19 protein-coding genes are annotated in these 24371 nt (G+C 52.0%); 6 read left to right on the forward strand and 13 right to left on the reverse strand.

Translation table 11 applies throughout. The annotated features are described in order from the left end of the window. The first annotated feature begins 261 nt into the window (after positions 1-261). Together valS and AUMI_RS03395 are read left to right on the forward strand one after the other, a co-directional pair. Positions 262-2853, forward strand: coding sequence for a valine--tRNA ligase (valS, locus tag AUMI_RS03385; RefSeq protein ID WP_096381319.1), 2592 nt, complete (start codon positions 262-264; stop codon positions 2851-2853). A 242-nt stretch (positions 2854-3095) separates the two neighbouring features. Next, the gene (locus AUMI_RS03395; protein WP_096381324.1) at positions 3096-3320 is read left to right on the forward strand and encodes a TM2 domain-containing protein; all 225 of its coding nucleotides are present in this window, start codon (positions 3096-3098) and stop codon (positions 3318-3320) included. Positions 3321-3374: 54 nt separating this feature from the next. Here the strand turns inward: AUMI_RS03395 and trxA are convergent, their stop codons facing one another. Then, a complete protein-coding gene (gene trxA, locus AUMI_RS03400) occupies positions 3375-3752 on the reverse strand; it encodes a thioredoxin (RefSeq protein ID WP_096381327.1) in 378 nt (125 codons plus the stop codon). 195 nt (positions 3753-3947) lie between these two features. Here trxA and AUMI_RS03405 point away from each other — a divergent pair, with 195 nt between their 5' ends. Beyond that, positions 3948-5357: an APC family permease gene (locus AUMI_RS03405; protein ID WP_425338940.1), complete on the forward strand. Its 1410-nt coding sequence runs from the start codon at positions 3948-3950 to the stop codon at positions 5355-5357. A 65-nt stretch (positions 5358-5422) separates the two neighbouring features. On the opposite strand, the gene AUMI_RS03410 is transcribed toward AUMI_RS03405, so the two are convergent. From AUMI_RS03410 to AUMI_RS03420, 3 genes are all read right to left on the reverse strand, one after another. Next, positions 5423-6793, reverse strand: coding sequence for a class II 3-deoxy-7-phosphoheptulonate synthase (locus tag AUMI_RS03410; protein ID WP_096381329.1), 1371 nt, complete (start codon positions 6791-6793; stop codon positions 5423-5425). Between the two features lie 89 nt (positions 6794-6882). Continuing rightward, positions 6883-7572, reverse strand: coding sequence for a lysophospholipid acyltransferase family protein (locus AUMI_RS03415; RefSeq protein ID WP_096381331.1), 690 nt, complete (start codon positions 7570-7572; stop codon positions 6883-6885). A 15-nt stretch (positions 7573-7587) separates the two neighbouring features. Next, on the reverse strand, positions 7588-8493 hold the full coding sequence (locus AUMI_RS03420; protein WP_096381334.1) for an ROK family glucokinase: 906 nt from the start codon (positions 8491-8493) through the stop codon (positions 7588-7590). Between the two features lie 75 nt (positions 8494-8568). Here AUMI_RS03420 and AUMI_RS03425 point away from each other — a divergent pair, with 75 nt between their 5' ends. After that, positions 8569-10389 carry an AMP-dependent synthetase/ligase gene (locus AUMI_RS03425; protein WP_096381336.1) on the forward strand — a complete coding sequence of 607 codons (1821 nt, stop codon included), beginning with the start codon at positions 8569-8571 and terminating at the stop codon, positions 10387-10389. Here the strand turns inward: AUMI_RS03425 and def are convergent. The 3 genes from def to AUMI_RS03440 all read right to left on the reverse strand — a co-directional run bounded on the left by def (position 10386) and on the right by AUMI_RS03440 (position 15731). Then, the gene (gene def / locus AUMI_RS03430; RefSeq protein ID WP_096381339.1) at positions 10386-10877 is read right to left on the reverse strand and encodes a peptide deformylase; all 492 of its coding nucleotides are present in this window, start codon (positions 10875-10877) and stop codon (positions 10386-10388) included. The genes AUMI_RS03425 and def overlap by 4 nt on opposite strands. A 15-nt stretch (positions 10878-10892) precedes the next feature. Then, a complete protein-coding gene (locus AUMI_RS03435) occupies positions 10893-12206 on the reverse strand; it encodes a MinD/ParA family ATP-binding protein (RefSeq protein WP_231951824.1) in 1314 nt (437 codons plus the stop codon). Between the two features lie 108 nt (positions 12207-12314). Next, entirely contained in the window at positions 12315-15731 is a 3417-nt protein-coding gene (locus tag AUMI_RS03440; RefSeq protein ID WP_096381342.1) for a pyruvate carboxylase, read from the reverse strand. A 74-nt stretch (positions 15732-15805) separates the two neighbouring features. Between AUMI_RS03440 and AUMI_RS03445 the strand changes: the two genes are divergently transcribed. After that, positions 15806-16612: a ParA family protein gene (locus AUMI_RS03445; RefSeq protein ID WP_096383433.1), complete on the forward strand. Its 807-nt coding sequence runs from the start codon at positions 15806-15808 to the stop codon at positions 16610-16612. Positions 16613-16675: 63 nt separating this feature from the next. On the opposite strand, the gene AUMI_RS03450 is transcribed toward AUMI_RS03445, so the two are convergent. The 3 genes from AUMI_RS03450 to AUMI_RS03460 form a co-directional block, all read right to left on the reverse strand. Further along, positions 16676-17221, reverse strand: coding sequence for a MerR family transcriptional regulator (locus AUMI_RS03450; protein WP_096381344.1), 546 nt, complete (start codon positions 17219-17221; stop codon positions 16676-16678). Between the two features lie 141 nt (positions 17222-17362). Further along, positions 17363-18058 carry a transcriptional regulator FtsR gene (ftsR, locus tag AUMI_RS03455; RefSeq protein ID WP_096381347.1) on the reverse strand — a complete coding sequence of 232 codons (696 nt, stop codon included), beginning with the start codon at positions 18056-18058 and terminating at the stop codon, positions 17363-17365. A gap of 5 nt (positions 18059-18063) precedes the next feature. Further along, positions 18064-18543, reverse strand: a complete 480-nt coding sequence (locus AUMI_RS03460) for an FHA domain-containing protein (RefSeq protein ID WP_371412366.1) — start codon at positions 18541-18543, stop codon at positions 18064-18066. Between the two features lie 378 nt (positions 18544-18921). Between AUMI_RS03460 and AUMI_RS03465 the strand changes: the two genes are divergently transcribed. After that, complete coding sequence (locus AUMI_RS03465; protein ID WP_096381349.1) at positions 18922-20400, forward strand: DEAD/DEAH box helicase; 1479 nt, start codon at positions 18922-18924, stop codon at positions 20398-20400. Positions 20401-20409: 9 nt separating this feature from the next. Here AUMI_RS03465 and AUMI_RS03470 read toward each other — a convergent pair whose 3' ends face one another. Genes AUMI_RS03470 through AUMI_RS03480 form a run of 3 tightly spaced genes read right to left on the reverse strand, consistent with a single transcriptional unit; the run spans position 20410 to position 24261 of the window. Beyond that, positions 20410-21867 carry a cryptochrome/photolyase family protein gene (locus AUMI_RS03470; protein ID WP_231951826.1) on the reverse strand — a complete coding sequence of 486 codons (1458 nt, stop codon included), beginning with the start codon at positions 21865-21867 and terminating at the stop codon, positions 20410-20412. 8 nt (positions 21868-21875) lie between these two features. Then, positions 21876-22820, reverse strand: coding sequence for a DMT family transporter (locus AUMI_RS03475; protein ID WP_096381353.1), 945 nt, complete (start codon positions 22818-22820; stop codon positions 21876-21878). A 10-nt stretch (positions 22821-22830) separates the two neighbouring features. Beyond that, the gene (locus AUMI_RS03480) at positions 22831-24261 is read right to left on the reverse strand and encodes a glyceraldehyde-3-phosphate dehydrogenase (RefSeq protein WP_096381356.1); all 1431 of its coding nucleotides are present in this window, start codon (positions 24259-24261) and stop codon (positions 22831-22833) included. Positions 24262-24371: the final 110 nt, after the last annotated feature.

The following is a 24371-nucleotide window of genomic DNA, read 5'->3' on the forward strand; positions in this document are numbered from 1 at the left end:
TTTCTTCCGCGGTACCACCTGAGCTTGTGAGAAAAATCTCACCTCTTGTTCTTGAGCAATAACGGGCTCGTCCCGTTCGGTTCTACTAAGTCCGAAGACTTTTCTTCCGAAAACTCCCCGGTGATAGCCGGATCGGTGTCGTTAGAGACCATTCTATTGCCTTTAGTAAGCTAGAAACATCACCATTTGAGGCATCAAGTAGGCAAACATCCTGTTTTCCTACATTGACGCGATGCCGCCCATAGAGAGCGAGAAATACCTATGACTAAGACGCCCGCGAATGTTCCTGACAAGCCGGCTCTGGAAGGTCTCGAGACTCTCTGGGATAAGAAATGGGAAGAGTCGGGTCTGTACCGCTTCCGCAAGGAAGGTCAGAGCCGCGAAAGTGTCTACTCCATTGACACACCTCCCCCCACAGCTTCTGGTTCACTGCACATCGGACACGTATTCAGCTACACCCACACTGATGTCATCGCCCGTTTCCAACGCATGCGCGGCAAGGAAGTTTTCTATCCAGCTGGTTGGGATGACAACGGCCTGCCCACAGAACGTCGCGTACAGAACTACTACGGCGTTCGCTGCGACCCTACTCTCCCCTATGTTGAGAACTTTGTTCCACCATTCGAAGGCGGAGATAACAAGAGCTCTAAGGCAGCTGATCAGCTGCCCATCAGCCGTAAAAACTTTATTGAACTGTGTGAAAAGCTCACCGTCGAAGATGAAAAGCAGTTCGAAGATGTCTGGCGTCAACTCGGGCTTTCCGTCGACTGGACCCAGACCTATCGCACCATCTCTGACGAAACCATCACCACCAGCCAGTTAGCTTTCATCAATAACCACGCACGTGGTGAGGCCTACCAGGCGATGGCACCGACTCTGTGGGATGTGACTTTCCGCACTGCAGTGGCTCAGGCAGAGCTCGAAGATAAAGAAATGCCTGGCGCATATCACCGCCTCACTTTCCACAAGCCTGACGGTGGTCACATTGAGATCATGACCAGCCGCCCCGAGTTGCTTCCTGCCTGTGTTGCTCTGGTGGCACACCCAGATGACGAACGTTACAAGCCCTACTTCGGAAAGACCGTAAAGACTCCTGTTTTTGGTGTTGAGGTTCCTGTTATGGCCCACCACCTGGCACAGCCAGACAAGGGTACTGGCATTGCCATGATCTGTACTTTTGGTGACGTCACCGACGTAATTTGGTGGCGTGAACTCAACCTGCCAACTCGTGCTGTAATCGGCTTCGATGGTCGTTTCGTATCCGAAGCACCAGAAGGCCTTGAATCGCCTCAAGCACAAGCTGCCTACGCAGAGCTTGCGGGCAAGACTGCCTTCAGCGCTAAGACTGCAATGGTTGAGATGCTCAAAGAAACAGGCGAAATGCTGGGCGAACCGGAGCCCATCATGCACCCGGTTAAGTTCTTCGAAAAGGGTGACAAGCCTCTTGAAATCGTCTCCACTCGCCAGTGGTACTTGGTCAACGGTGCCAAGGATGACCAACTCAAGAAGAAACTCATTGATTTGGGTAAAGAAATGTCGTGGCACCCTGACTTCATGCGGGTGCGCTACGAGAACTGGGTTAATGGCCTCAACGGCGATTGGCTTGTCTCGCGCCAGCGCTTCTTTGGTGTCCCCATTCCTGTGTGGTACCCGCTCGATGGTGACGGAAACCCCGTTTTCGACGAGCCAATCATTGCTTCAAGAGAACAACTTCCCGTTGATCCTTCTACAGATGTTCCAACCGGCTATACAGAAGCTCAGCGCGGCATCCCGGGCGGATTCCAGGGTGAAGTTGACGTCATGGACACCTGGGCAACTTCGAGCCTGACCCCTCAACTAGCTGGTGGGTGGGAACGTGATGAAGACCTGTGGAATCTGGTATTCCCCTACGACCTGCGTCCACAAGGTCAGGACATCATTCGCACGTGGCTGTTCTCCACCATGCTGCGTTCTGCCTTGCAGAACGGTGGCAAGCCATGGACAAATGCTGCCATTTCTGGCTTTATCGTTGACCCAGATCGTAAGAAGATGTCCAAATCCAAGGGCAACGTTGTCACTCCTGCAGACATGCTGGATCAGCACGGCTCTGATGCTGTGCGCTACTGGGCAGCAAGCAGTCGTTTGGGAACAGACGCTGCCTTCGACCCACAAAACCCCACCCAGATCAAGATAGGTCGTCGCCTAGCCATCAAGCTCCTCAATGCATCCAAGTTCATCCTGGGATTCAATGCTCCTGCAAACACAGTGATTACCAACCCACTGGATTTGAGCATGCTCGAAACTCTTCACACCGTGGTTCGAGAGGCAACAGAGGCGTTGGAGAACTATGACCACGCCAAGGCATTAGAAGTAACAGAGCATTTCTTCTGGACCTTCACAGATGACTACCTCGAGTTAGTTAAAGAACGTGCCTATAACCAAGAGCACCCAGAACAAGCTTCCGCAGCTGCTGCGCTCAACCAAGCATTGACTGTCTTCCTGCGCCTACTTGCACCTGTTCTGCCATTTGCCGCAGAAGAAGCATGGTCATGGTTCAACGACGACAGTATTCACCGTTCATCCTGGCCTGTTCCAGGAGATGAGGTTATTGGTAACCCCGAGGTACTCAAGGCTGCATCTGAGGCACTTATTGGTATTCGTCGCGCAAAAACTGAGGCCTCAGCTAGCCAAAAGACCGAGGTTCTCACCGCGACCATTGCTGCTCCGGAAGCCACTATTTCTCTCCTTGAAGCTGCTCGAGGTGACCTGATGGCTACCGGGCGAATTGCTCAACTCAATTTCGAAGAAGCAACCGAGCTTATTGTGAGCCAGATCGAACTTGCTCCAGCACCGGAAACTACCCCGGAGAAGTAATGCAGCTTGGAACGAGATGGAAGGCACATACTGAGCCTCCTCAAACGCTAGACAAGGCAGTTCGGGAAGCTGTTGCTGAGGTCGAACGTGAACTTACTGCGCTGAAACAGGACACTAGTACGTGGTTTTGGACTTTAACCTATCTAGAAAATCGTCCCGTGGTTCAGTTAGATGACGGAACAACGATACGTCAGAGTTCAACCGGTCAGATTTTTGTCGAGAACGTGGAGTAATTTGTAACTATGGCTCAAGAAACCGCAACTGCTCCTCGTGACTGGACAGTCACACTCATTTTGTCAATCTTCGTCGGCACCCTGGGAATCGACCGTATGTTTATTGGTAAATGGGGAACCGGAATTCTCAAATTGATCACAGGTGGCGGTTTGGGCGTCTGGTGGATTGTCGACATCATCATCATTGCAACTGGCAACATGCGCGACAAGTGGGGACGAGAACTCGTTAAGTAGTTTTATCAACACGTAATACGAAAGCCCCTCCTCTGGAGGGGCTTTCTGTTTGAGTCAGTAGTCGTTAACTATTGCTTGCTGCTTTGAAATCTCAGCGTGGACTTCTGTCATATCTAGGGCTTTTACTTGCCCGACTAGGTCTTCCAAAGCCGCCGGAGGCAAAGCGCCTGGTTGAGAAAACAGAAGAATACTGTCTCGGAAAATCATCAGAGTAGGAATTGACTGAATTCCGGCAGCGGCTGCCAGTGATTGTTCAACTTCGGTGTCTACTTTTCCGAACACAATCTCTGGGTGCTTTTCTGAAATCGCCTCAAAAGTTGGCGCAAACATCTTGCAGGGGCCACACCACTCAGCCCAGAAATCAACAACGACTATGTCGTTGCCCATGATGGTGGAATCAAAGTTTTCAGCGGTGAGTTCAACTGTTGCCATGGACTAACCCTACGGGAACAACACACTTATTACTCTGAGTAATTGTGTGAGTGAACCCGATACAAGAGATTATGAATTCGTTGTAAAAACTGCATTTCTACACTCGTTTCGCACCTCAATGAGGACTAGGCTGGGGAAATGCTCAGGGGTAACTCCCTTGACCTTAAGTAAATGGCCTCAACGAAGAGAGAAGTTATGCCAGAATCCTTTGTCCCCGGTAGCGGCTCGAGGGTCGCACTGAAACGTAATCTCGGCATGTGGGCCATTGTGGCTCTTGGCCTGGGTTACATGACCCCAACTGTTGTCTTTGACACCTTCGGCATGGTTGCCGAAACTACAAACAACGTTGTGCCACTGGCATACCTGGTTGCTTTGATCGTGATGATCTTTACCGCAATCAGCTACGGCAAGATGTCTGCAGAGTTCCCTTCCGCGGGTTCTGCATACACCTACGCAAAGAACTCGATTCACCCCAACGTTGGTTTCATGGTTGGTTGGACCTCCATGCTGGACTACATGCTGTTGCCTTTGGTCAACATCATCATCGTTCGCAGTTACATGGAATCCTTCTTCCCAGATATTGATGGCGCTGTCTGGGTCATCCTTTTCACTGTTCTTGCAACAGGAATTATCTACGTCACCATGCGTGGTACTTCGAACGTCAACACGATTCTGCTCATCATTGCAATCGCAGCAATGCTTGCCTTCGTTGTGATGGTTATTGTTCAGCTTCTCGGTGGCGCCGGTGAGGGAACGCTCATCACTCCAACCCCATTCGTTCACGAAGGCGTTGACTTCTCCCTCGTTCTTCTTGGTGCAACCATTGTCTGCTTCAGCTTCATTGGTTTCGATGCCGTCACCATGTACGTTGAAGAAGCTCGTACCCCCAAGGTTGTTCCTCGTGCAATTATGCTCACCGTTCTCATCGGTGGCGGTATCTTCATCGTGACCGCATACTTCACTCAGGCACTCTTCCCTGACTGGAACGTATTCGCTCCTGGTGGAGATCGTCAGTACGTTGACGATTCAACACTGCCCATCATTGGTGAGCTCGTTGGTGGTCAAACCATGAAGATCATCCTGACCGCAGCAGGCTTTGCCGCAACTATTGCGTCTCTGCTCGCATCACAGGCTTCTGTGGCTCGTATGCTGCTGGTAATGGGACGTAACAACGTTCTCCCCAACAAGCTCTTCGGTTACGTCAACCCCAAGACTCAGACCCCAACCTTCAACGTCATCCTTGCTGGTGTCGTCTGCTTGACCGGTGTTGTACTGACCTTGGCTGACATTGTTCACTTCATCAACTTCGGTGCGTTGATTGCATTCAGCTTCGTCAACATCTCCGTGTTTGCTTGGTTTGCAATCCGTCAGGGCCGCCGCAAGACAGGATCTGACATTTTCAAATTTGTCATCCTGCCACTTGTTGGTCTTGCAATGACCATCATCCTGTGGGTCAACCTCTCCCCCGAGGCTCTCACCGGTGGTCTCATCTGGGCCGGCGTTGGTCTGGTTTGGTTGATTATCCTGACTCGCGGATTCCGCAAGCAGGTTGCTGGCTTCGATGAAGCACAGCCTGTTACCGGCTTCAACAAAGTAGTCAAGTAACACTGAAAAACAAATAAGGCCCCGTCACCACAAGGTGACGGGGCCTTATCAGTGAAGAGTGAGAATTAAGCCTTCTTGAGTTCCTCAGCAACCAAGAATGCAAGTTCAAGTGATTGCATGTGATTGAGTCGAGGGTCACACAGAGACTCGTAACGGCTCTCCAGGTCCTTCTCATCAATCTGTTCAGAACCGCCCAAACATTCAGTGACGTCGTCACCTGTGAGCTCTACGTGCACTCCACCGGGGAATGTCCCAACCTGGCGATGAGCTTCAAAGAAGCCACGAACTTCGTCCATGACATCGTCGAAGCGACGGGTCTTGTAACCATTGGGGGTAGTAATGCCGTTTCCGTGCATAGGATCAGTGATCCACAGAGGATTAGCGTCCATTCCTTTGATGGCTTCAAGTAGCGGAGGCAAAGCCTCACGAATCTTGCCGGCACCCATGCGGGTGATGAAGGTCAGTCGGCCTGGCTCTCGCTCAGGGTCCAGCTTGTCAATAAGTTTCTTCATCGTGTCAACGTCGGTGGTGGGACCAAGCTTCACACCAATGGGGTTACGAACACGGGAAAGGAAGTCAACGTGTGCGCCATCAAGTTCACGTGTGCGCTCACCGATCCATAAGAAGTGGGCACTGGTGTTGTATGGGGTTCCAGTACGTGAATCAATGCGAGTCATGGGTCGCTCGTAGTCCATCAAGAGCGCTTCGTGGGAAACAAAGAACTCTGTGGTCTTGAGTGCATCAAAATCAGCACCACACGCAGCCATAAATTTGATTGCGCGATCAATTTCGTTCGCCATGGCTTCGTATTCAACGTTGGCTGGGTTTTTAGCGAAACCTTGGTTCCAACGGTGAACTTCGCGAAGGTCTGCAAAACCACCTGTGGTGAATGCCCGTATGAGGTTCAACGTTGCAACAGATGTGTTGTAGGCCTGGAGCAGACGGTCTGGGTTTGCTGTACGTGATTCAGGAGTGAAGTCGTAGCCGTTGACGATATCGCCACGGTACGCAGGCAGAGTCACCTCACCACGAGTTTCAGTGTCACTCGAGCGAGGCTTAGCAAACTGCCCAGCCATACGACCCATTTTGATGACGGGCATCTCTGCTGCGTAGGTGAGTACAACAGCCATTTGAAGAACAGTCTTGATGCGGTTACGAATCTTGTCTGCTGTCGCACCAGCAAAGGTCTCTGCGCAATCTCCACCCTGAAGTAGGAATGCCTGACCTTGAGCAGCCTTAGCAAGGCGTTCACGAAGAGTGTCTACTTCACCGGCAAAAACTAGAGGCGGAAGAGCAGCTAACTGTGCGCTGGTTGCTTTCACTGCTGCAGCATCTGGCCATTCAGGCTGCTGCTTGATAGGAAGTGTGCGCCAATAGTCCAAACCCTCGATGACGGTCTTGTCAGCGACGATGTTGGGCTCAGTTTGGCTAGCCACGAAGGAACTCCCCTAAAAATGGATGCGTGATGGATATCACAGCTTGTGAATGCTTGTCTCAATTGGCTTTATCCAGCCAAGTCTTAAGCTTATCTTGCGCTGACGGGCCGTTTTTCACGCACAGACGAGGCATAGACATCGTCATACTCTTGGCCGGACAAGCCAGCCAGCTCATAAATGATTTCGTCTGTCACAGCACGAAGAATGAAACGATCACCCTCCATACCTTGGAATCGAGAAAAGTCCAGAGGTTTACCGATGATGATTCCCGGGCGACGCAACTTAGGCCATTTAGAACCAATCGGCATGATCTTTTCGGTGTCAATCATGGCAACAGGAATAACAGGGACACCTGATTCCAGAACCATGCGTGCAATGCCGGTGCGACCCCGGTAAAGCTTGGCGTCAGGAGAGCGAGTTCCCTCGGGGTAAATTCCTAAAACGCGACCCTCAGCCAACACGCGTAGGCCTGTATTCAAACTAGCCTCTGAAGCTTTTCCGCCAGAGCGGTCAATGGGCAACATACCGGTGCCCTTCATAAACCACTTCGTGGCCCAACCTTTAATGCCTTTTGTGGTGAAGTATTCGCTCTTTGCTAAAAAGACCATTTCCCGATCGATAGAGATCGGAAGAAAAACTGAATCAACAAACGAGAGGTGATTGCTGGCCAAAATCACTCCGCCCTCAGCGGGAATGTTGTCAGCACCGGTTACCCACGGACGAAAGATGCCCTTGAGCAAAGGTCCGGCGATGACGTTTTTCATCAGCCAATAAAACATGCTTTTAGCTTACCGCTAGAGTTTTTCTGCGTGGCGGCGCGCAAGATCTGCAGCACCCACGACACCGGCATCATTGACCATTTCAGCAATACGAAATTCTGGTTCTGGGTGGTATCCGCGAGCAGATACGTTACTCAAAAATGACTCACGAATAGGGTTCAGCAGGTGTTCGCCAGCTGCGGCAACACCGCCACCGATGACAAATACTTGTGGATCAAGAATCGCTGAAAGACTGGCACAAGCCACACCCATCCAGCCCCCGAGAGTGCTCACCGCACGCCAGGCGGCTGGATCGCCGTCCTCAAGAAGTTTTTTTCCCTCTTGGGCTTCAAGCTGAGGGTTCTGGGTTTCTTCGCGCATGTAGCGCAACAGGGCACGTCCCGAAGCATATGCTTCGATGCATCCTCGCTGTCCACACCCACACTCGAGGCCATCAGGTTGCACACGAAGGTGCCCCAACTCAGCTCCTGCACCGAAACCACCGGTAAACAATTCTCCGTTAGCGATGATTGCTCCACCAACGCCGGTGCCAATGGTGAGCATGGTCATATGGGTGAAAGATTTCCCTGCACCGAATCTGTACTCTGCCCACCCGGCCGCATTCGCATCGTTTTCGATGACTATTGGTAAATCAATTTTTGCTTCGAGCTTGTCTTTGAGGGGTTCATTGCGCCACGCGATATTTGGGGCGTAGTAGACAGTGGACTGAGCAGCATCAATGAAACCCGCTGCTGCAACACCGGCAGCAACGACTGGGTTGCCTACTGAAAGTTCCGTGATGAGTGAGATTATGGCCGATTCCATATCTTCAGCGCTGTGCGCAGGGGAAGGAACCTGGGTTTTGGTGATGATTTCCCCCAGCTCATTGACCAGGGCTCCAGCTATTTTTGTTCCCCCGATATCGATACCAATGGAATACATAGCTGTGAGTCTCCTGAAAGTCTTGGGAGGGAATGGAGGGACTACTAAAGTGTAGTTAACACCGAAGGAGATGCCATGGTTAAGAGCGTTATTCAGTTCGACACACCCGCTTTAGTTCCAGCGGAGCCACAAGCAAATACCACTCAGGTTTTGCTCGACCGTGTGCGTGAAACTCCAAATAATGCTCTTTTTTCACTCCCTGTTGACGGTGGCTGGAAAGACGTCACTTCGACCGAGTTTCTTGAACAAGTTGTTGCACTTGCTAAAGGATTTATTGCTAGCGGCATCAAACAGGGTGACCGCGTCGGATTGATGTGCAAGACCCGCTATGAGTGGACCCTTGTTGACTTTGCGATGTGGTTTGCTGGTGCAGCATTGGTGCCGATCTACGAAACAAGCGCACCCAGCCAAATTCAATGGATTTTGGAAGACTCTGAAGCTGTTGCACTGATTGTCGAAACTCCCGACCACCTCAAGCGTTTTGAAGAAATCCGCTCAGATGCTCCATTTGTTCACTCAGTATGGCAAATAGATGCCGGCGATTTGGAAGCACTTGTGATTGCTGGATCTGGTGTTTCTGATGAAGAAGTTGAAGAACGTCGCTCCTCTTTACACGGCAGCGATCTTGCAACCTTGATTTACACCTCGGGTTCGACCGGCAAGCCTAAAGGCTGCGTGCTAACTCACTCCAACTTCTTGGAGCTTTCACGCAATGCGCAGGCTGCCGTCCCCGAGGTGGTTAACCCACAGTCCTCTACGTTGCTCTTCATCACAACGGCACATATTTTTGCACGCTTCATTTCGATTCTGGCTGTGCAAGGTGGCGTTAAAGTTGGCCACCAGGGAGACACAACCCAATTATTGCCAGCCATGCAATCTTTCAAGCCCACATTCCTTTTGGCTGTGCCCCGTGTATTTGAGAAGGTCTACAACTCTGCCGAGCAGAAAGCTGAAGCTGGTGGCAAGGGAAACATCTTCCGTGCAGCTGCAAAAACGGCAATCGAATACTCCACAGCAGAAATGGCAGGTCATATTCCTCTCGGCCTCAAGCTGAAGTTTGCTGTGATGGACAAACTTGTTCTTTCCAAGCTGCGTGCCGCACTCGGTGGTAACTGCACCTATGCCATCAGCGGTTCTGCCCCATTGGGTGACCGACTTGCACACTTCTTCCATGCACTTGGCCTGGTTGTTCTTGAGGGCTATGGCCTCACTGAAACAACTGCCCCCATTTCCATCAACCTCCCCTCCAAATTCAAAATTGGAACAGTAGGACCCGCATTGCCAGGGTGTTCTGTCCGCTTAGGCGATGAAGGTGAAATTGAAGCCGCTGGCATCAACGTCTTCAAGGAATATTGGAAGAACCCACAAGCAACTAAAGAAACGTTCCATGACGGCTGGTTCAAAACCGGTGACATCGGTGAGATTGATGCTGATGGCTACATCACCATTACAGGTCGCAAGAAAGAAATTATTGTGACTGCGGGCGGAAAGAACGTTGCTCCCGCTTTCCTAGAGGACCCTATTCGCGCAAACCCAGTCATTAGCCAGGTTGTTGCTGTGGGAGATGCAAAGCCATTCATTTCTGCGCTCGTGACGCTGGACCCAGAGATGTTGCCTATGTGGCTCACCAACAACAAGCTCGATCCCACAATGAGCGTTGCAGAAGCTGCTAAGAACCCTGCGGTGATTGCTGAAGTTCAAACAGCAATTGACCGCGCCAATGCACGTGTTTCTCGTGCAGAATCTATTCGTAAGTTCACAATCCTGCCCACACAGTTCACGGAAGAGTCTGGTCACCTCACTCCGAAGATGAGCATTAAGCGCAATGTGATTGTGAAAGATTACGCCAATGAGATTGAAGCGATGTATGAAGGTGCTTCTGGAGCGGTTGACTAAAACCAATCGCTTTCGCGCACTTGCCGCATAGCTTCTTTACGTGTTTGTTGGTCTAACCGGTCAAGATACACCAGACCATCTAGGTGGTCGCACTCGTGCTGAAGAGCCTGAGCCATCAGCCCCTCCCCCTCAAGCACGATGGTATTGCCGTCGAGGTCTATCCCTTCAACTTTGGCAAATGGATACCTGGGTGTCTTGAACCATAGGTTAGGAACGCTAAGGCACCCTTCCTCGACCAGCCCAATTTCTCCGCGCGTTTCAATAATGCGTGGATTGAGAATGTAACCAATCTCTCCGTGAACGTTATAACTAAACGCACGAAGACCCACTCCAATCTGAGTGGCGGCAACACCGGCACGTCCAGGAATCTTGACGGTGTCTACGAGGTCATCTACGAGAGCACGGATCTTGTCGTCAATAACGACGATCTCCTCGGTAGGTGTCTTGAGAACGGGGTCGCCAAAGATGCGAATAGAACGTTCAGTCATCTGAGCTCTTGAGACTTAGAGGCCGTCAACAACCAAAGAAGCTAGCTGTCGAGCAGCCTCTTGCGTCTCAGGCTTGAGCTTCTTGAAGTCGATGTAGGAACCAGCAGCAAGCATCGCGTCATAGGGAACACGAACTGTCTCACGAACACGAGACTTAAAGTGGTCTTCAATTTCGCGCAGCTTAATCAAGTTCGTTCCTTGAGTAGCGGTGTTAATTGCCACAATAGAGTTCTTCACCAGTTCGCCGTAGCCATTTGATTCAAGCCAGGTCAGTGTTTCAGAAGCAAGGCGCGCTTCATCGAACGAGCCACCGGAGACAATAACCAAACCATCAGCGCGCTGCAGGGTTGCAGACATGACAGAGTGAATGATTCCGGTACCACAGTCAGTCAATGCAACCGAGTAATAGCGGCTCGCGAGATCTGCCACGATGTTGTAGTCGTTAGCGCCAAAAGCTTCGGATAAAAAGGGATCGGTATCCGAAGCGAGAACATCCAGTCGAGTCTTATCACGGTTGACGTACTCAGAAAAATCATTGAAGGTCAAAATCTTGGCCGCGTTAGAGACCAAGTCTCGAACTGTTTTTTCAGTGGTTTTGTTGAATCGTTCAGCCAAAGTTCCGCGGTCAGGGTTGGCGTCAATGGCAAGAACACGGTCCTCGCGCACCAGGGCCATAGCCATACCAAGAAGTGTTGTCGTGGTTGTCTTACCCACACCACCCTTACGAGTGAGGACGGGAACAAACTTGGTTCCACCAGTAAGGGGGCGACCAATGCTGGTGTCCAGTGCTTTGCGGTGACGAGTCTGCGGTGAGTCACCTAAGTTCACGGCGTGGAAGGTTACGTTGTATACGAACTTGTTCCACCCCTCAGTGGGCTTGTCACGCTTTTTCTTAGCGTCAAGCACACGCTCAGGAGTGAGCATCGCAACAGGCTCTGGTTTACCCGAGGGTTCTCCGGAAAGACGGTCACGGCGGGTAGGAAGTGAGCCTGTGTCAACAGTGTCGATTTCGCCGTAAACAATGTCAGCTATCTCAGAAACAACTGCCTCTGCCGGGGTACCTGCCTGAGCAGAAGGATTGTTGTCATTGCCGTAGGAAGGTTCATCAAAATCTTCTGATGTGCGAGCCATGAGGTTCAGCGGAATGGCAGGAAGGCTGATGTTAGAAACTTCAGGAGCCTGTTCTACGGTGAGCTCAGTGGCGACAGAAACTTCAGAAATACGCTCTGCGGTTTCAACTGGCGCCGTAGCTTTAGCCGTGGATTTCTTGGCTGCAGGCTTCTTTGCGGCAAGTTTCTTTGCAGGGGTTTTAGGGGTTTCTGTGCTCACGAATTAATCCTTTAGTTTCGAGTAACTTCGTTAGTCTACCTAAACAACTTCGGCCCCGAATAGTTTCGGGGCCGAAGATAGTTTCTGTCCAATGAAATAAGGATTTACCTAGTTCGCTGGAGTAATCGGAGTAATCACGACGATCAGATCGCCTGCTTCAACCTGCTGAGATTTTTGGAAGGAAATACGCTCCACGCGTCCGGTGATGCTGGCCGTGATAGCCGCTTCCATCTTCATCGCTTCGATGGAAGCCACCGGATCTCCTGCTGCAACAGTTTGACCAGGTTCAACCTTGATCGTGACCACACCAGCAAATGGTGCAGCTACGTGACCAGCCTCTGTGAGGTCTGCTTTCTCTGCACTCTTTGTGCTGATTTCGACAGAACGGTCACGGACGAATACAGGACGGAGTTGACCATTGAGCGTGGTCATTACCGTTCGCATACCCTTGGGGTCTACCCCACCAATAGCTTCGAGTCCGACATACAAACGAACACCCTGACCAAGGTCAACAATGTGTTCGCTTCCAGATTCGAGACCGTAGAGATAGTCAACTGTGTCCAGTACAGAAACATCACCGAACGTCTCACGAACCTGTTCAAAAGCCTTCGTGGGAACGGGGAAGAGTAAACGGTTCAACGTGGCGCGGCGTGATGCAGAGCCACCCGACAAACCTGCATGATCTTCTTCAGATAATGGGGCAATCTGAATATTGATGGTCTTACCCTCGAGAACCTTTGAACGGAAGGGTTCAGGCCATCCACCAGGAATGTCACCGAGTTCACCGGCCATGAATCCAATGACCGAGTCAGGGATGTCATATTTCTGCGGGTTGGCCTCAAAGTCAGCAGGATCAGCTTTAACTGCTGCGAGGTGCAACGCAAGATCACCAACGACCTTCGACGACGGGGTCACCTTGGGGACGCGACCAAGAATCTTGTTCGCTGCGGCATACATGTCTTCAATCAACTCGAAGTCATCTGCAAGACCAAGTGCGATTGCCTGCTGACGCAGGTTTGAGAGTTGACCGCCAGGAATTTCGTGGTGGTAAACACGGCCTGTTGGTGCAGGTAAACCAGATTCGAATGGCTTGTATATGTTACGAACAGCTTCCCAATAGGGCTCAAGGTCGCAGACTGCATCCAGGTTCAGCCCTGTGTCACGTTCAGTGTTTGCCAACGCAGCAACTAACGATGACGCACTTGGCTGGCTTGTGGTTCCAGACATCGGCGCAGAAGCAACATCTACTGCGTCAGCACCTGCTGCTGCTGCTGCCAGAAGCGTGGCGAGTTGTCCACCAGCGGTGTCGTGTGTGTGAACGTGGACTGGCACGTCGAAACGCTCACGGAAAGCGCTAACCAACTTGGCTGCAGCTGCAGGACGCAACAAGCCAGCCATGTCCTTAATAGCCAAAATGTGGGCACCGGCGGCGACCATCTCTTCAGCTAAGGCGAGGTAGTAGTCCAGTGTGAACTTATCCTCGTTGGGGTCTAGCAAATTGCCGGTGTAGCACACACCAACTTCAGCGATAGTCGTTCCCGTTTCGAGGACTGCATCTATTGCTGGGCGCATTTGGTTCACATCATTGAGGGCATCAAAAATGCGGAAGATGTCAACACCTGTTGCGGCAGCTTCTTGGACAAATGCCTTGGTTACTTCCTCAGGATATGGGGTGTAACCAACTGTGTTACGGCCACGAAGAAGCATTTGAATCGCCACGTTGGGCAGAGCCTCACGTAACTTTGCTAGTCGATCCCAAGGGTCTTCACCCAAGAAGCGAAGGGCGACATCGTAGGTAGCTCCACCCCACGCTTCTACAGAAAGAAGCTGTGGAGTCATACGTGCTACATAAGGTGCAACGTTGACCAAATCCTTGGTGCGAACTCGAGTGGCTAACAGCGACTGGTGTGCGTCTCGGAAGGTTGTTTCTGTTACCGCGACTGCCTTTTGTTGCCTTAATGCCTGAGCAAAGCCCTTCGGGCCAAGTTCAAGCAAAGCTTGACGACTTCCTGCAGGGGCAGATGTGTTGAGGTCGATGCGGGGCAACTTGGACTTGGGGTCTGCACCTGCAGGCCGGGGGCCATTGGGCTTATTCACGGTGACATCGGTAACCCAGTTAAGAATCTTGGTTCCGCGGTCTTTCGACTCGCGACCGGTCAGCAGGTGTGGTCGTTCTTCAATGAAGTTGGTTGCAACGTCACCAGCTTTGAACTGTGGGTCGTCAAGCACTCCTTGTAGGAAGGGAATGTTGGTGGAAACACCTCGAATACGGAATTCTGCAAGCGCACGACGGGAACGGTCAACTGCAGCCGCATAGGTGCGACCTCGGCAGGTGAGCTTGACCAACATGGAGTCAAAGTGGGGGCTGATTTGTGCGCCAGGGCTGACCGTTCCACCATCGAGACGAATTCCGGCACCACCGGGTGAACGGTAGGTCGTGATCTTGCCAGTGTCTGGACGGAAACCTTGTGAAGGATCTTCCGTGGTGATGCGGCACTGAAGTGCGAAACCACGAACGTGAATGTCCTCTTGGTGGAGGCCCAAATCGCCGAGGGACTCTCCCGCCGCAATACGCATCTGCGACTGCACAAGGTCAACGTCAGTCACTTCTTCAGTAACAGTGTGCTCAACCTGAATACGGGGGTTCATCTCGATGAAGACGTGCTGTCCAGCGCGTTCACCCGCAGTGTCGACCAGGAACTCAACAGTTCCGGCATTTTGATATCCAATGGAGCGGGCAAAAGCGATTGCGTCGCGGTGCAAAGCAGCACGCAGTTCATCAGAAATGTTCGGTGCTGGAGCAATCTCAACAACTTTTTGGTGACGACGCTGGACGGAGCAGTCACGCTCGAACAGGTGAATGGTTTCTCCCTGGCTATCGGCCAGAATCTGAACTTCAATGTGTCGTGGACGAAGAACTGCCTGCTCAAGGAACATGCGGCCATCGCCGAAGGCGCTTTCAGCTTCTCGCATGGCTGCCTCGAGTGCGGGACGTAGTTCTTCCATCGTCTCCACACGACGCATACCGCGCCCCCCACCGCCGGCTACTGCTTTGGCGAAGATGGGGAATCCGATTTCTGCTGCTCCTGCTAGAAGCGCGTCGATGTCGGTTGTTGCTGGTGTCGATTTGAGTACGGGAACACCTGCTGAGATGGCGTGTTCTTTGGCAGTGACTTTATTTCCTGCCATTTCCAGTACCCGGGCAGGTGGACCGATGAAGGTGATGCCGTTATCTGCGGCTGCTTGAGCTAATTCTGGGTTTTCCGAGAGGAAACCGTAACCGGGGTATATGGCATCGGCGCCGGAAAGTTTCGCGACGCGAATAATTTCGGAAACGTCGAGATAGGCACGAACAGGATGACCGGGTTCACCGATCTGATATGCCTCGTCTGCCTTTTGGCGGTGCAGAGAACTGCGATCTTCCTCAGGGAAAACAGCGACAGTCTTCGCTCCTAGCTCGACAGCCGCACGAAATGCGCGAATCGCAATTTCGCCACGGTTTGCTACCAAAATTTTCTTGAACATATGACCCCTTCGAATGCCGCCAGCATCGGTTCGTAGTTAGGTACTCCAAGACTACAGAAGGTATCGTGGTCTCAATGCACGTGCTTAGTATTAGTTCACTCAAGGGTGGCGTTGGAAAGACAACGGTCACCCTCGGTTTGGCATCTGCTGCTTTCGCTGCAAACTTGCGTACTCTCGTCGTCGATTTTGACCCTCAGGCTGACGTCTCAACGGGTCTCGGTGTAGACACTCGCGATCACCTTAATGTTGCTGATGTTTTGGCTAACCCAAAGCTGAAGACTGTTCGTCAAGCCATAGCCCCTGCTGGTTGGTCTGCTCCAGGTCATGCCCCCATCGACGTGATGATTGGAAGCCCTTCCGCTGTCAACTTTGATGGCCCCCACCCCACAGCCCGTGAGGTGTGGCGCCTGGAAGAAGCATTGGCCACCATAGAGGACGAATATGACCTGGTCCTCATCGACTGTGCCCCAAGCTTGAATGCGCTTACCAGAACCGCTTGGGCGGCTTCTGACCGTGTCGTAGTTGTCACCGAACCAGGCTTATTCTCTGTTGCCGCTGCAGACCGTGCTTTGCGCGCCATCGAAGAAGTGCGTCGCGGGCTTAGCCCACGATTGCAGCCTCTTGGCCTGATTATCAACCGCGTCCGTGCTCAATCATTGGAGCACCAGTTCCGCATTCAGGAACTTCGCGACATGTTTGGCCCCCTCGTTCTCCAACCTCAGCTTCCTGAGCGCACCTCCCTCCAACAAGTCCAGGGTGCTGCACGCCCTGTTCACGCATGGCCTGGAGAAGCAGCAGCCGAGATGGCAAAAAACTTCGATCAACTCCTCAACCGCATTTCTCGCGCTGGCAAAATCGGCGAATACGCTCCCAAGTCCTAAACAGGACAAGAAAAAACCCAGGCACTGCCTGGGTTTATTTCGTTAAGTTTTCGTAAATGAGGCTTAGCCAACTTTGCGGGCACGTCGAGCTGCAAGCTCATCTGAAGCATCGGTTGATGTTGAGGTGATTTCAACCAGGCTGGTTTCGACTTCACGCAAAACCTTGCCAATGGCGATACCAAACACACCCTGACCACGGCTGACCAGGTCAATGACCTCGTCATTGGTGGTGCACAGGTAGATGCTGGAACCATCGCTCATGAGCGTGGTTTGAGCGAGGTCATAAATACCGGCAGAACGCAACTGGTCAACAGCTGCACGGATCTGCTGGAGTGAGATTCCTGTGTCTAGCAGCCGCTTGACAAGCTTGAGAACCAAAATGTCGCGGAAGCCATACAGGCGCTGGGAACCAGAACCTGATGCGTCACGGACGGTGGGAACAACAAGTTCGGTACGCGCCCAGTAATCTAGCTGGCGGTAAGTGATTCCAGCTGCCTTTGCAGCTTCGGCACCACGGTAGCCCGCATTCTCATCTCGTTCAGGCATGCCATCACTGAACAGGACGTCGAGCTCGTAGCGAGCTTCGTCGCTGCGGTTCACTTCGTTCATTTCCGGCCCTTACCTGACGTCAACAACTTTAAGGTTCAAGTTGTTGTTGAGAGTTTGTATCCTCAAACTTACAGACAGTTTTTAATCGTGTCTGGGATTTAAAGCTTCACACGCCCTTTCGGCGTGTCGCAATACTCGAAGTTATCGAGATTGTTGGGCAATAACTTGACGCAACATCTGAGAACGAACAATCTCAATGTGGCGAGAAATCTCATGAGCACGCTCAATGGAACGAGCTTGGCTGGCTGCATCCTGGCGGTGAGAGACAGGTACCAGAGCACGTTCGATCAACGAGTATTCCCGCTCAGCTGCTGCACGCATGGTGCGCAAGTGACGTGGCTCAATTCCTGAGCGTTGAAGTTCCACAAGCGCGGTCAACACAACAATGTGCTCATCCGTATAGGAATCGGCAGGCTCAAGCATTCCAGCAGAAACAGCATCTTGTAGCAGGTTCATGCTCGCACCACATGCACGAACAAACTCTTCACGCGTGTAGCGAGAGGGTGTTGCCAAAAGTGAATCTGCGGACAGGCTTGCTGCGTTCGGAAGTGCCGGGTTGTTTCCTGCATCAATTTCTTCCAAATGTGCACGAATGACCTTCAGTGGAAGGTAGTGATCGCGCTGCATGGTCAGAATCAAACGCAAGCGATCAACGTGCTCAACGGAGAACTTACGGTATCCGGAGGGGGTGCGCTCGGGAGTGATCAGGCCCTGCTCTTCAAGGAAACGGAGTTTAGAGGGGGTCAGATCAGGGAAGTCTGGTGAAACCTTGGCTAGAACTTGCCCAATGCTGAGAAGTCCACGCGCGGGGGTGCTTTTTCTTACCGTTGTTGCCATGTTCCTTATGCACCTCGAGCTAGGTCTACACGTGAAGCAAAGAAGGTGAGGTGAAACTTCCCAACCTGAACTTCATCGCCATCTTTGAGAGCATGACGTTCAACACGTTCACCCTCGTAATAGGTGCCGTTCAGTGAGGCAAGATCTCTCACTTCAAATTCTGTTCCGTTGCGACGGAATTCAGCGTGACGACGTGAGACAGTCACGTCATCGAGAAAAATGTCCGAGTTAGGGTGACGACCGCAGGTTGTCACATCAACGTCGAGGAGGAAACGCGAACCCTGGCTTGGACCTCGACGAACAATCAACAGTGCATTCCCGCTGGGAAGAGAAGCGATAGCTTCCTGTTCTTCAGCAGTGACATCGACTGCTTCAAGTGCTTTAACCTGCTCGAGGAAAGACTGTGTGAAAGTAGCAGTCACGTCTGGAGCTGGGGTCGAACCGGGGACCTGTGTGGCGTCATCGCCAGCGAGTGAATCGTTCACTTTTCCCCTTTCGTACTTGTTCACATTAGTGGACTTTTCTCGTTAACAAAATACGAGACAAATTACGACCTTTCACCGGAAACCCCCACCGGTATTTTTGTAGTCTCAAGCATCCTTTGAGCATGCGGAGGGGCTTTCACAGCTTTCCCCGATAGGCTAGAGAAATCTTGTGAACGATATATTTCGTTCCCTGCGTCGATAGAACGCTTCCCTCACCACACTGGTTGACATTTTTCTTCGGCGAACGGATGCGTCACCAGACGCCTTCGCCATATATTCCCAGTTATTTACCACACCTCGTTTGACGTTCACTTACGTTCAATGTTGTGCTTGAAACACATAGTGAATGACCGGGAGATTTATCCAAAGGTAAAACTTATGTCTGAAAAGACTTTTTCCCAACTGGGCGTGCCCGCCCCTCTCGTCACAGCGCTGACCGCAGCTGGTATTGATTCTCCCTTCCCTATCCAAGTAGATACGCTTCCGGATACTCTTGCCGGCCGTGATGTTCTCGGCAGAGGCAAAACCGGATCGGGCAAAACACTGGCTTTTAGCATTCCGATGGTTGCTCGTCTTGGCGGCAAACTTGCCGGTGGCCGCCGTCGTGCTGGCCGACCGCTGGGCCTTGTGCTGGCCCCGACACGCGAGCTTGCAACACAGATTACGAACACGATGTCACCGCTAGCCGAAGCGTATGACTTGCGGGTAACAACCATCTTTGGTGGGGTTTCTCAAGGTCGCCAGGTCACCGCACTCAAAGAAGGCATCGACATCGTAGTTGCCACACCCGGCCGTCTAGAAGACCTCATGAAACAAGGTTTTTTGCATTTGGATGCCGTCGAAATTACGGTGCTAGATGAAGCAGACCACATGGCTGATTTGGGCTTTTTGCCCATCGTGACCAAAATCTTGAAAGCTACGCCTACCGGTGGCCAGAGACTCCTGTTCTCGGCAACACTGGATAACGGTGTTGACAAGTTAGTTAACCAATTCCTTCACAATGAAGTTCTCCACTCCGTTGATGAAGCGAATTCACCCGTAGCGGCAATGACCCACCATGTTTTCGAAACCAGCGGCAACGATGCCAAAAAGGAGCTTGTGTACAAGCTTGCTTCAGGTACCGGTCGTCGCATCTTGTTCATGCGCACCAAGCACCATGCCAAGAAACTGGCTAAGGCCCTGACCGACGCAGGAATCCCTGCAGTAGATCTCCACGGCAATCTATCCCAACCTCAGCGCGATCGAAACCTTGCTGCATTCGGCGACGGAGACGTCAACGTCCTCGTTGCAACCGATGTTGCAGCTCGAGGAGTACACGTAGACAACGTGGAACTCGTGATTCACGTTGACCCGCCGATGGAACACAAAGCATACTTGCACCGTTCTGGGCGAACCGCCCGTGCCGGCGCTGAGGGTGATGTCGTGACAATCTGTCTTCCCACACAACAAAAAGATCTAGCTTCGCTTCTCAAGAAAGCAGATATTCAGGTCCAACCCCAGAAGGTGACGGCAAACTCCCCCGAAGTTCTCGAACTCGTAGGAGAGATAGCACCTTATGTGAAGCCTGCTCCGCGGGAAGCCAAGCCTCAAGGTGGAAGCGGAAAGTCAATGGGGGCGAATGCTCAACGAAAGCGCGCACAGCGCGAATCGCGCGGCGCGAACCCTGCAGGTTGCCCCACTCGTGTGACCAAAGATGGCAAACCAGCACGAGATCGTTCTGGACGTCCACCAGCAAATGAGAACGGCCAACGTCGCTCAGGTTCTCACAAACCTAGCAATGGCTCAGGTTCTCGTAACTACGGAACTGCTGCTGGAGGCGGCCAACGTCAACGTCCTGCTCGACAGAACAGCCGTTAGTCAGGTCTCCTACCAGCTCGTTCGATGAGCTTCCTGCTCAATAACGGCATCGATATCTGCGAGCTTTCGCATGCCTGCTAGTGGTTGAGCCATCCTGTGGTTTCCACGAATACGTGGTTCGACTCGGTGTAAAAATGCCCAATACCCCGCGGTAAACGGACAAGCATTTTCTCCCAATCTCACCTTGGGGTTGAACGGGCAGCCACTACAAAAATCAGACATGGAATTGATGTAGGCGCCACCGGAAGAATACGGCTTGGTGGCCACAAGGCCGCCATCTGCGTGTTGGCTCATTCCTATCACGTTCGCAGGCATGACCCAGGGAGTTCCATCGACGAATGCGTCCATGAACCAATCGTTAAGTTGTGCAGGGTTATATCCTCGTTGCAAAGACCAGTTACCTAAAATCATCAAACGTTGAATGTGGTGTGCGTAGCCTGTATCGCCAACGGACTTCAAGACATGGCTCATACACTTTGCTGAAACATTCTCGCCGTCGAGATCCCAAAACTGTTGTGGCAAATCGACGTGAGCATCAAGGTAGTTACTCTTTTGGACATAGTCCTCACCGAGATGCCAATACAAGTGCCATACCCAGTCACGCCAGCCCGCTATTTGCCGAACTATGGCCTCCACACTTCCTAGGGGAGCTTTCCCTTGGTCATAGGCATTCACACAAGCATCAATAACTTCTTGAGGGTGGAGAAGACCAAGGTTCAGCGGGACGCTCAGCATGGAGTGAGCCATGACATCATCACCCATGAGACTTGCATCCTCAAAAGGGCCAAAATCCATCAATCTGGTCTCAACAAAGTCAGCCAATGCAACCAGTGCTTCCTGACGTGTTGCAGCAAATCTGCGTGGTCCATCACGACCCAAGAGCGTGATCTTTCCTTCACGCGACCATGTCGTGAGATCCTCCCGAACCTGAGCATCAATCTCGTCTTCAACAGGTTTCCACGGTGCAGGCAAACCAAGATTGGCAGCGCCTTTGGGCGGTGGCTGTCTATTGTCATGGTCGTAGTTATATTGACCACCTGCAGGCTGAGAACCCTCCATCAGAACACCTGAGGCGTCTCGCCAGTGCCGGTAGTAGTTTTCCAGTTTGAGAGATCCCGGCTTTTTCCCTTGAACCCAGGAAGAGAAGAATTCTTCAGAGCTAACAAACCCTCTACTGGGGAGAATCTTGAGGCCCAGCTCTTGGACAAGCGCCCTACTTCCCCAGCTTGTCGGGTTCACTACGCTCAGTGATTCCCCAGAATCCCGCAAAGGAATTAAGACATCTCGATAGTGCTCTGCAGTGACATATCGAGCACGATCACCTAATTCAGCTGCGCGATGACGCAAAGCACTGAGAATCAGATGAGCTTTTGCCCAGTGATATGGCCTGCGTGCAAGTACTGCTTGCGCCTCAATGAGTAAGACATCTCCCCCATCATCAAAATGCGGACCAAGTTGATCGGCCATGAGCCATCTCATCGTGACCGCTTTTCCTGAGATAAAAGTGCAAGACCGGCAAGAACTATGAGAAGCCCAATCCAACCCAGTGGAGTAATCACTTCTCCCACAACAATGACAGCGAGAATGACAGCGACCACTGGCTCAAACAGGGTGTAGACCGCAGCACGCGATGCAGGCATAACTCCCAAGCCAACGGCAAGAAGCAGATGGCCCACGGCAGTGGGGAATATAGCTAGATATGCCATAACAGGAATAGCTAAAGGAACATTCGAAAACTGTCCCGGATTCACAATGACGAGAGCTACCAACAAGACAATAAGTGGAAGCGCTGAAACAAACTGAATCGTCGAGATCACAGGCCGATGACCTAATCCTTGAGGCCTATCTGCATGAGGCTTCATGAGCTTGTTCGCCATGTAGGTGTAAAGCGCATAAGCAAAACCAGCTAGCAAGGCCAATACAATTCCTGCAACTACCATTGCTGAATCGCGAACTACTCCCCTACCGTCCTCGCCAAAGTTTCGGCCGGAAACCAAAAGCACTCCACCGACAACAGTGATTGCTGTGGCACCTAGCCACATCGCTGTGGGGCGCTGCTTGTCCACAACCCATTCGATGAGTCCAGCAAATAATGGAGCAGACCCCAGAGCAATCACATTCCCCAGCGCAACTCCAGCCCAACTCATTCCGATATAGAACACTGTGCTGTACAGCGCGAGTCCACAAGCACCAGCAATAACCAAAGATTTTGCGCCAATGTTGTGCCACACCATCCAGACCCCGGGAAGGGCAGTTAGTCCCAGAATCAGACCACCAATGCCCATGGTGCTGGCACCAATGATGACGGGATTGATTTCTGGAATGAAGCTCGCGGCCATTCCAGTGGTTCCCCAGAAGGTGCACGCCAGTAGTAAAGCAACAACACCCCCGCCATAACTGGCGTGGGGTGTTGTTTTCATAGTCTTCAGACTACAGAGCTGGGAACTTGGGTGGGTGTAATCCGGCAAGTTCTTGAATCACCCGAACAACTTGGTGGCTGTAGCCATACTCGTTGTCGTACCAAACGTAGAGAATGATGTTCTTGCCATTAGCAATCGTGGCCAGGCCGTCCACAATTCCAGCACGGTTTGACCCGACGAAGTCAGTTGAGACAACCTCTGGAGACTCGATGTAATCAATCTGGTTTCGTAAGCCTGACTTCAACGACGCATCACGCAACATCTTGTTGAGGGTGTCACGATCGACTGCTTTGTTGAGTGTCAGGTTCAAGATTGCCATCGAGACATCTGGGGTGGGGACGCGAATAGCATTACCCGACAGCTTGCCTTCCAACTCAGGTAGGGCTTTGGCAACAGCTTTGGCTGCACCCGTCTCAGTAATGACCATATTCATTGCGGCAGAGCGTCCTCGGCGATCTCCCTTGTGGAAGTTATCGATGAGGTTTTGGTCATTGGTGTAAGAGTGCACTGTTTCGACGTGACCGTATTCAACGCCGTATGCGTCATTGATGACTTTCAAGACGGGCGTGATGGCATTGGTTGTGCAGGATGCAGCAGTGATGATCTTGTCCGAATCAGTAATGGTGTCGTGGTTGATTCCGTAGACAACATTCTTAAGTGGGCTCTTACCAGGTGCTGTGAGCACAACCCGCGAAATGCCCTTGGCCTCTAAGTGTTGAGACAGGCCTGGCTCATCGCGCCAACGGCCAGTGTTATCCACCAGGATCGCATCTTTGATTCCATAAGCTGTGTAGTCCACAGTGGTGGGATCGTTCGAGTAGATGACCTGAATTGGCTTGCCATTGGCAATGATGAGATTCTTTTCCTCATCGATGGTGATGGTTCCGTTGAAGGGGCCATGAACAGAATCGCGACGAAGCAGGCTGGCACGTTTGACCAGGTCTTGGTCGCCACCTTTGCGCACGACTATGGCTTTGAGGACCGGCCCGCGGCCGTTCTCAGCATTTCCGAGCAGAATACGAGCCAAGAGACGACCGATGCGCCCAAAACCGTAAAGGACAACATCTTTGGCGTCCTCTGCGGTAGCGGGGCGCCCCTGACCAGCTACGGGAGCGAGCTCTTCAGCTGCATACTCAGAGATGGACTTACCCGAGGTAGCTTGCTCAGCCAAAATTCCTGCGACGTTAATCGATGCAGGACCAGGGTTGAGGGCAACGATGGCCTTTACCAATTCGAGAGTGCGGTTGATGTCGAGTTCTTGACCGTCAACATGGCGCGCATAACGATGAGCTTTGACGATTTGTAATGGTGATGAGTTGATCAGCCGGCGGCCATGAATCGAGGTAACAACTCCGTTGTCTCGATAGAGCCCACCAATCAGTGGAATGAGCTCTTCAGCAACTGCCTGACGGTCGGTCCAGGTGGCGTCGTGTGGTGCCATAACCTTCGGTTCTCCCTTGAAACATGTAACCAGTCGCCGTCTCGAGCTTGTGGCTGTGAACTGTTCTATTTGTACCGCAAGAAAAACTTCTTGTCAGGGAGGGAATATCT

The sequence above is a fragment of the Aurantimicrobium minutum genome (genome assembly GCF_002355535.1).
GTDB lineage: Bacteria > Actinomycetota > Actinomycetes > Actinomycetales > Microbacteriaceae > Aurantimicrobium > Aurantimicrobium minutum.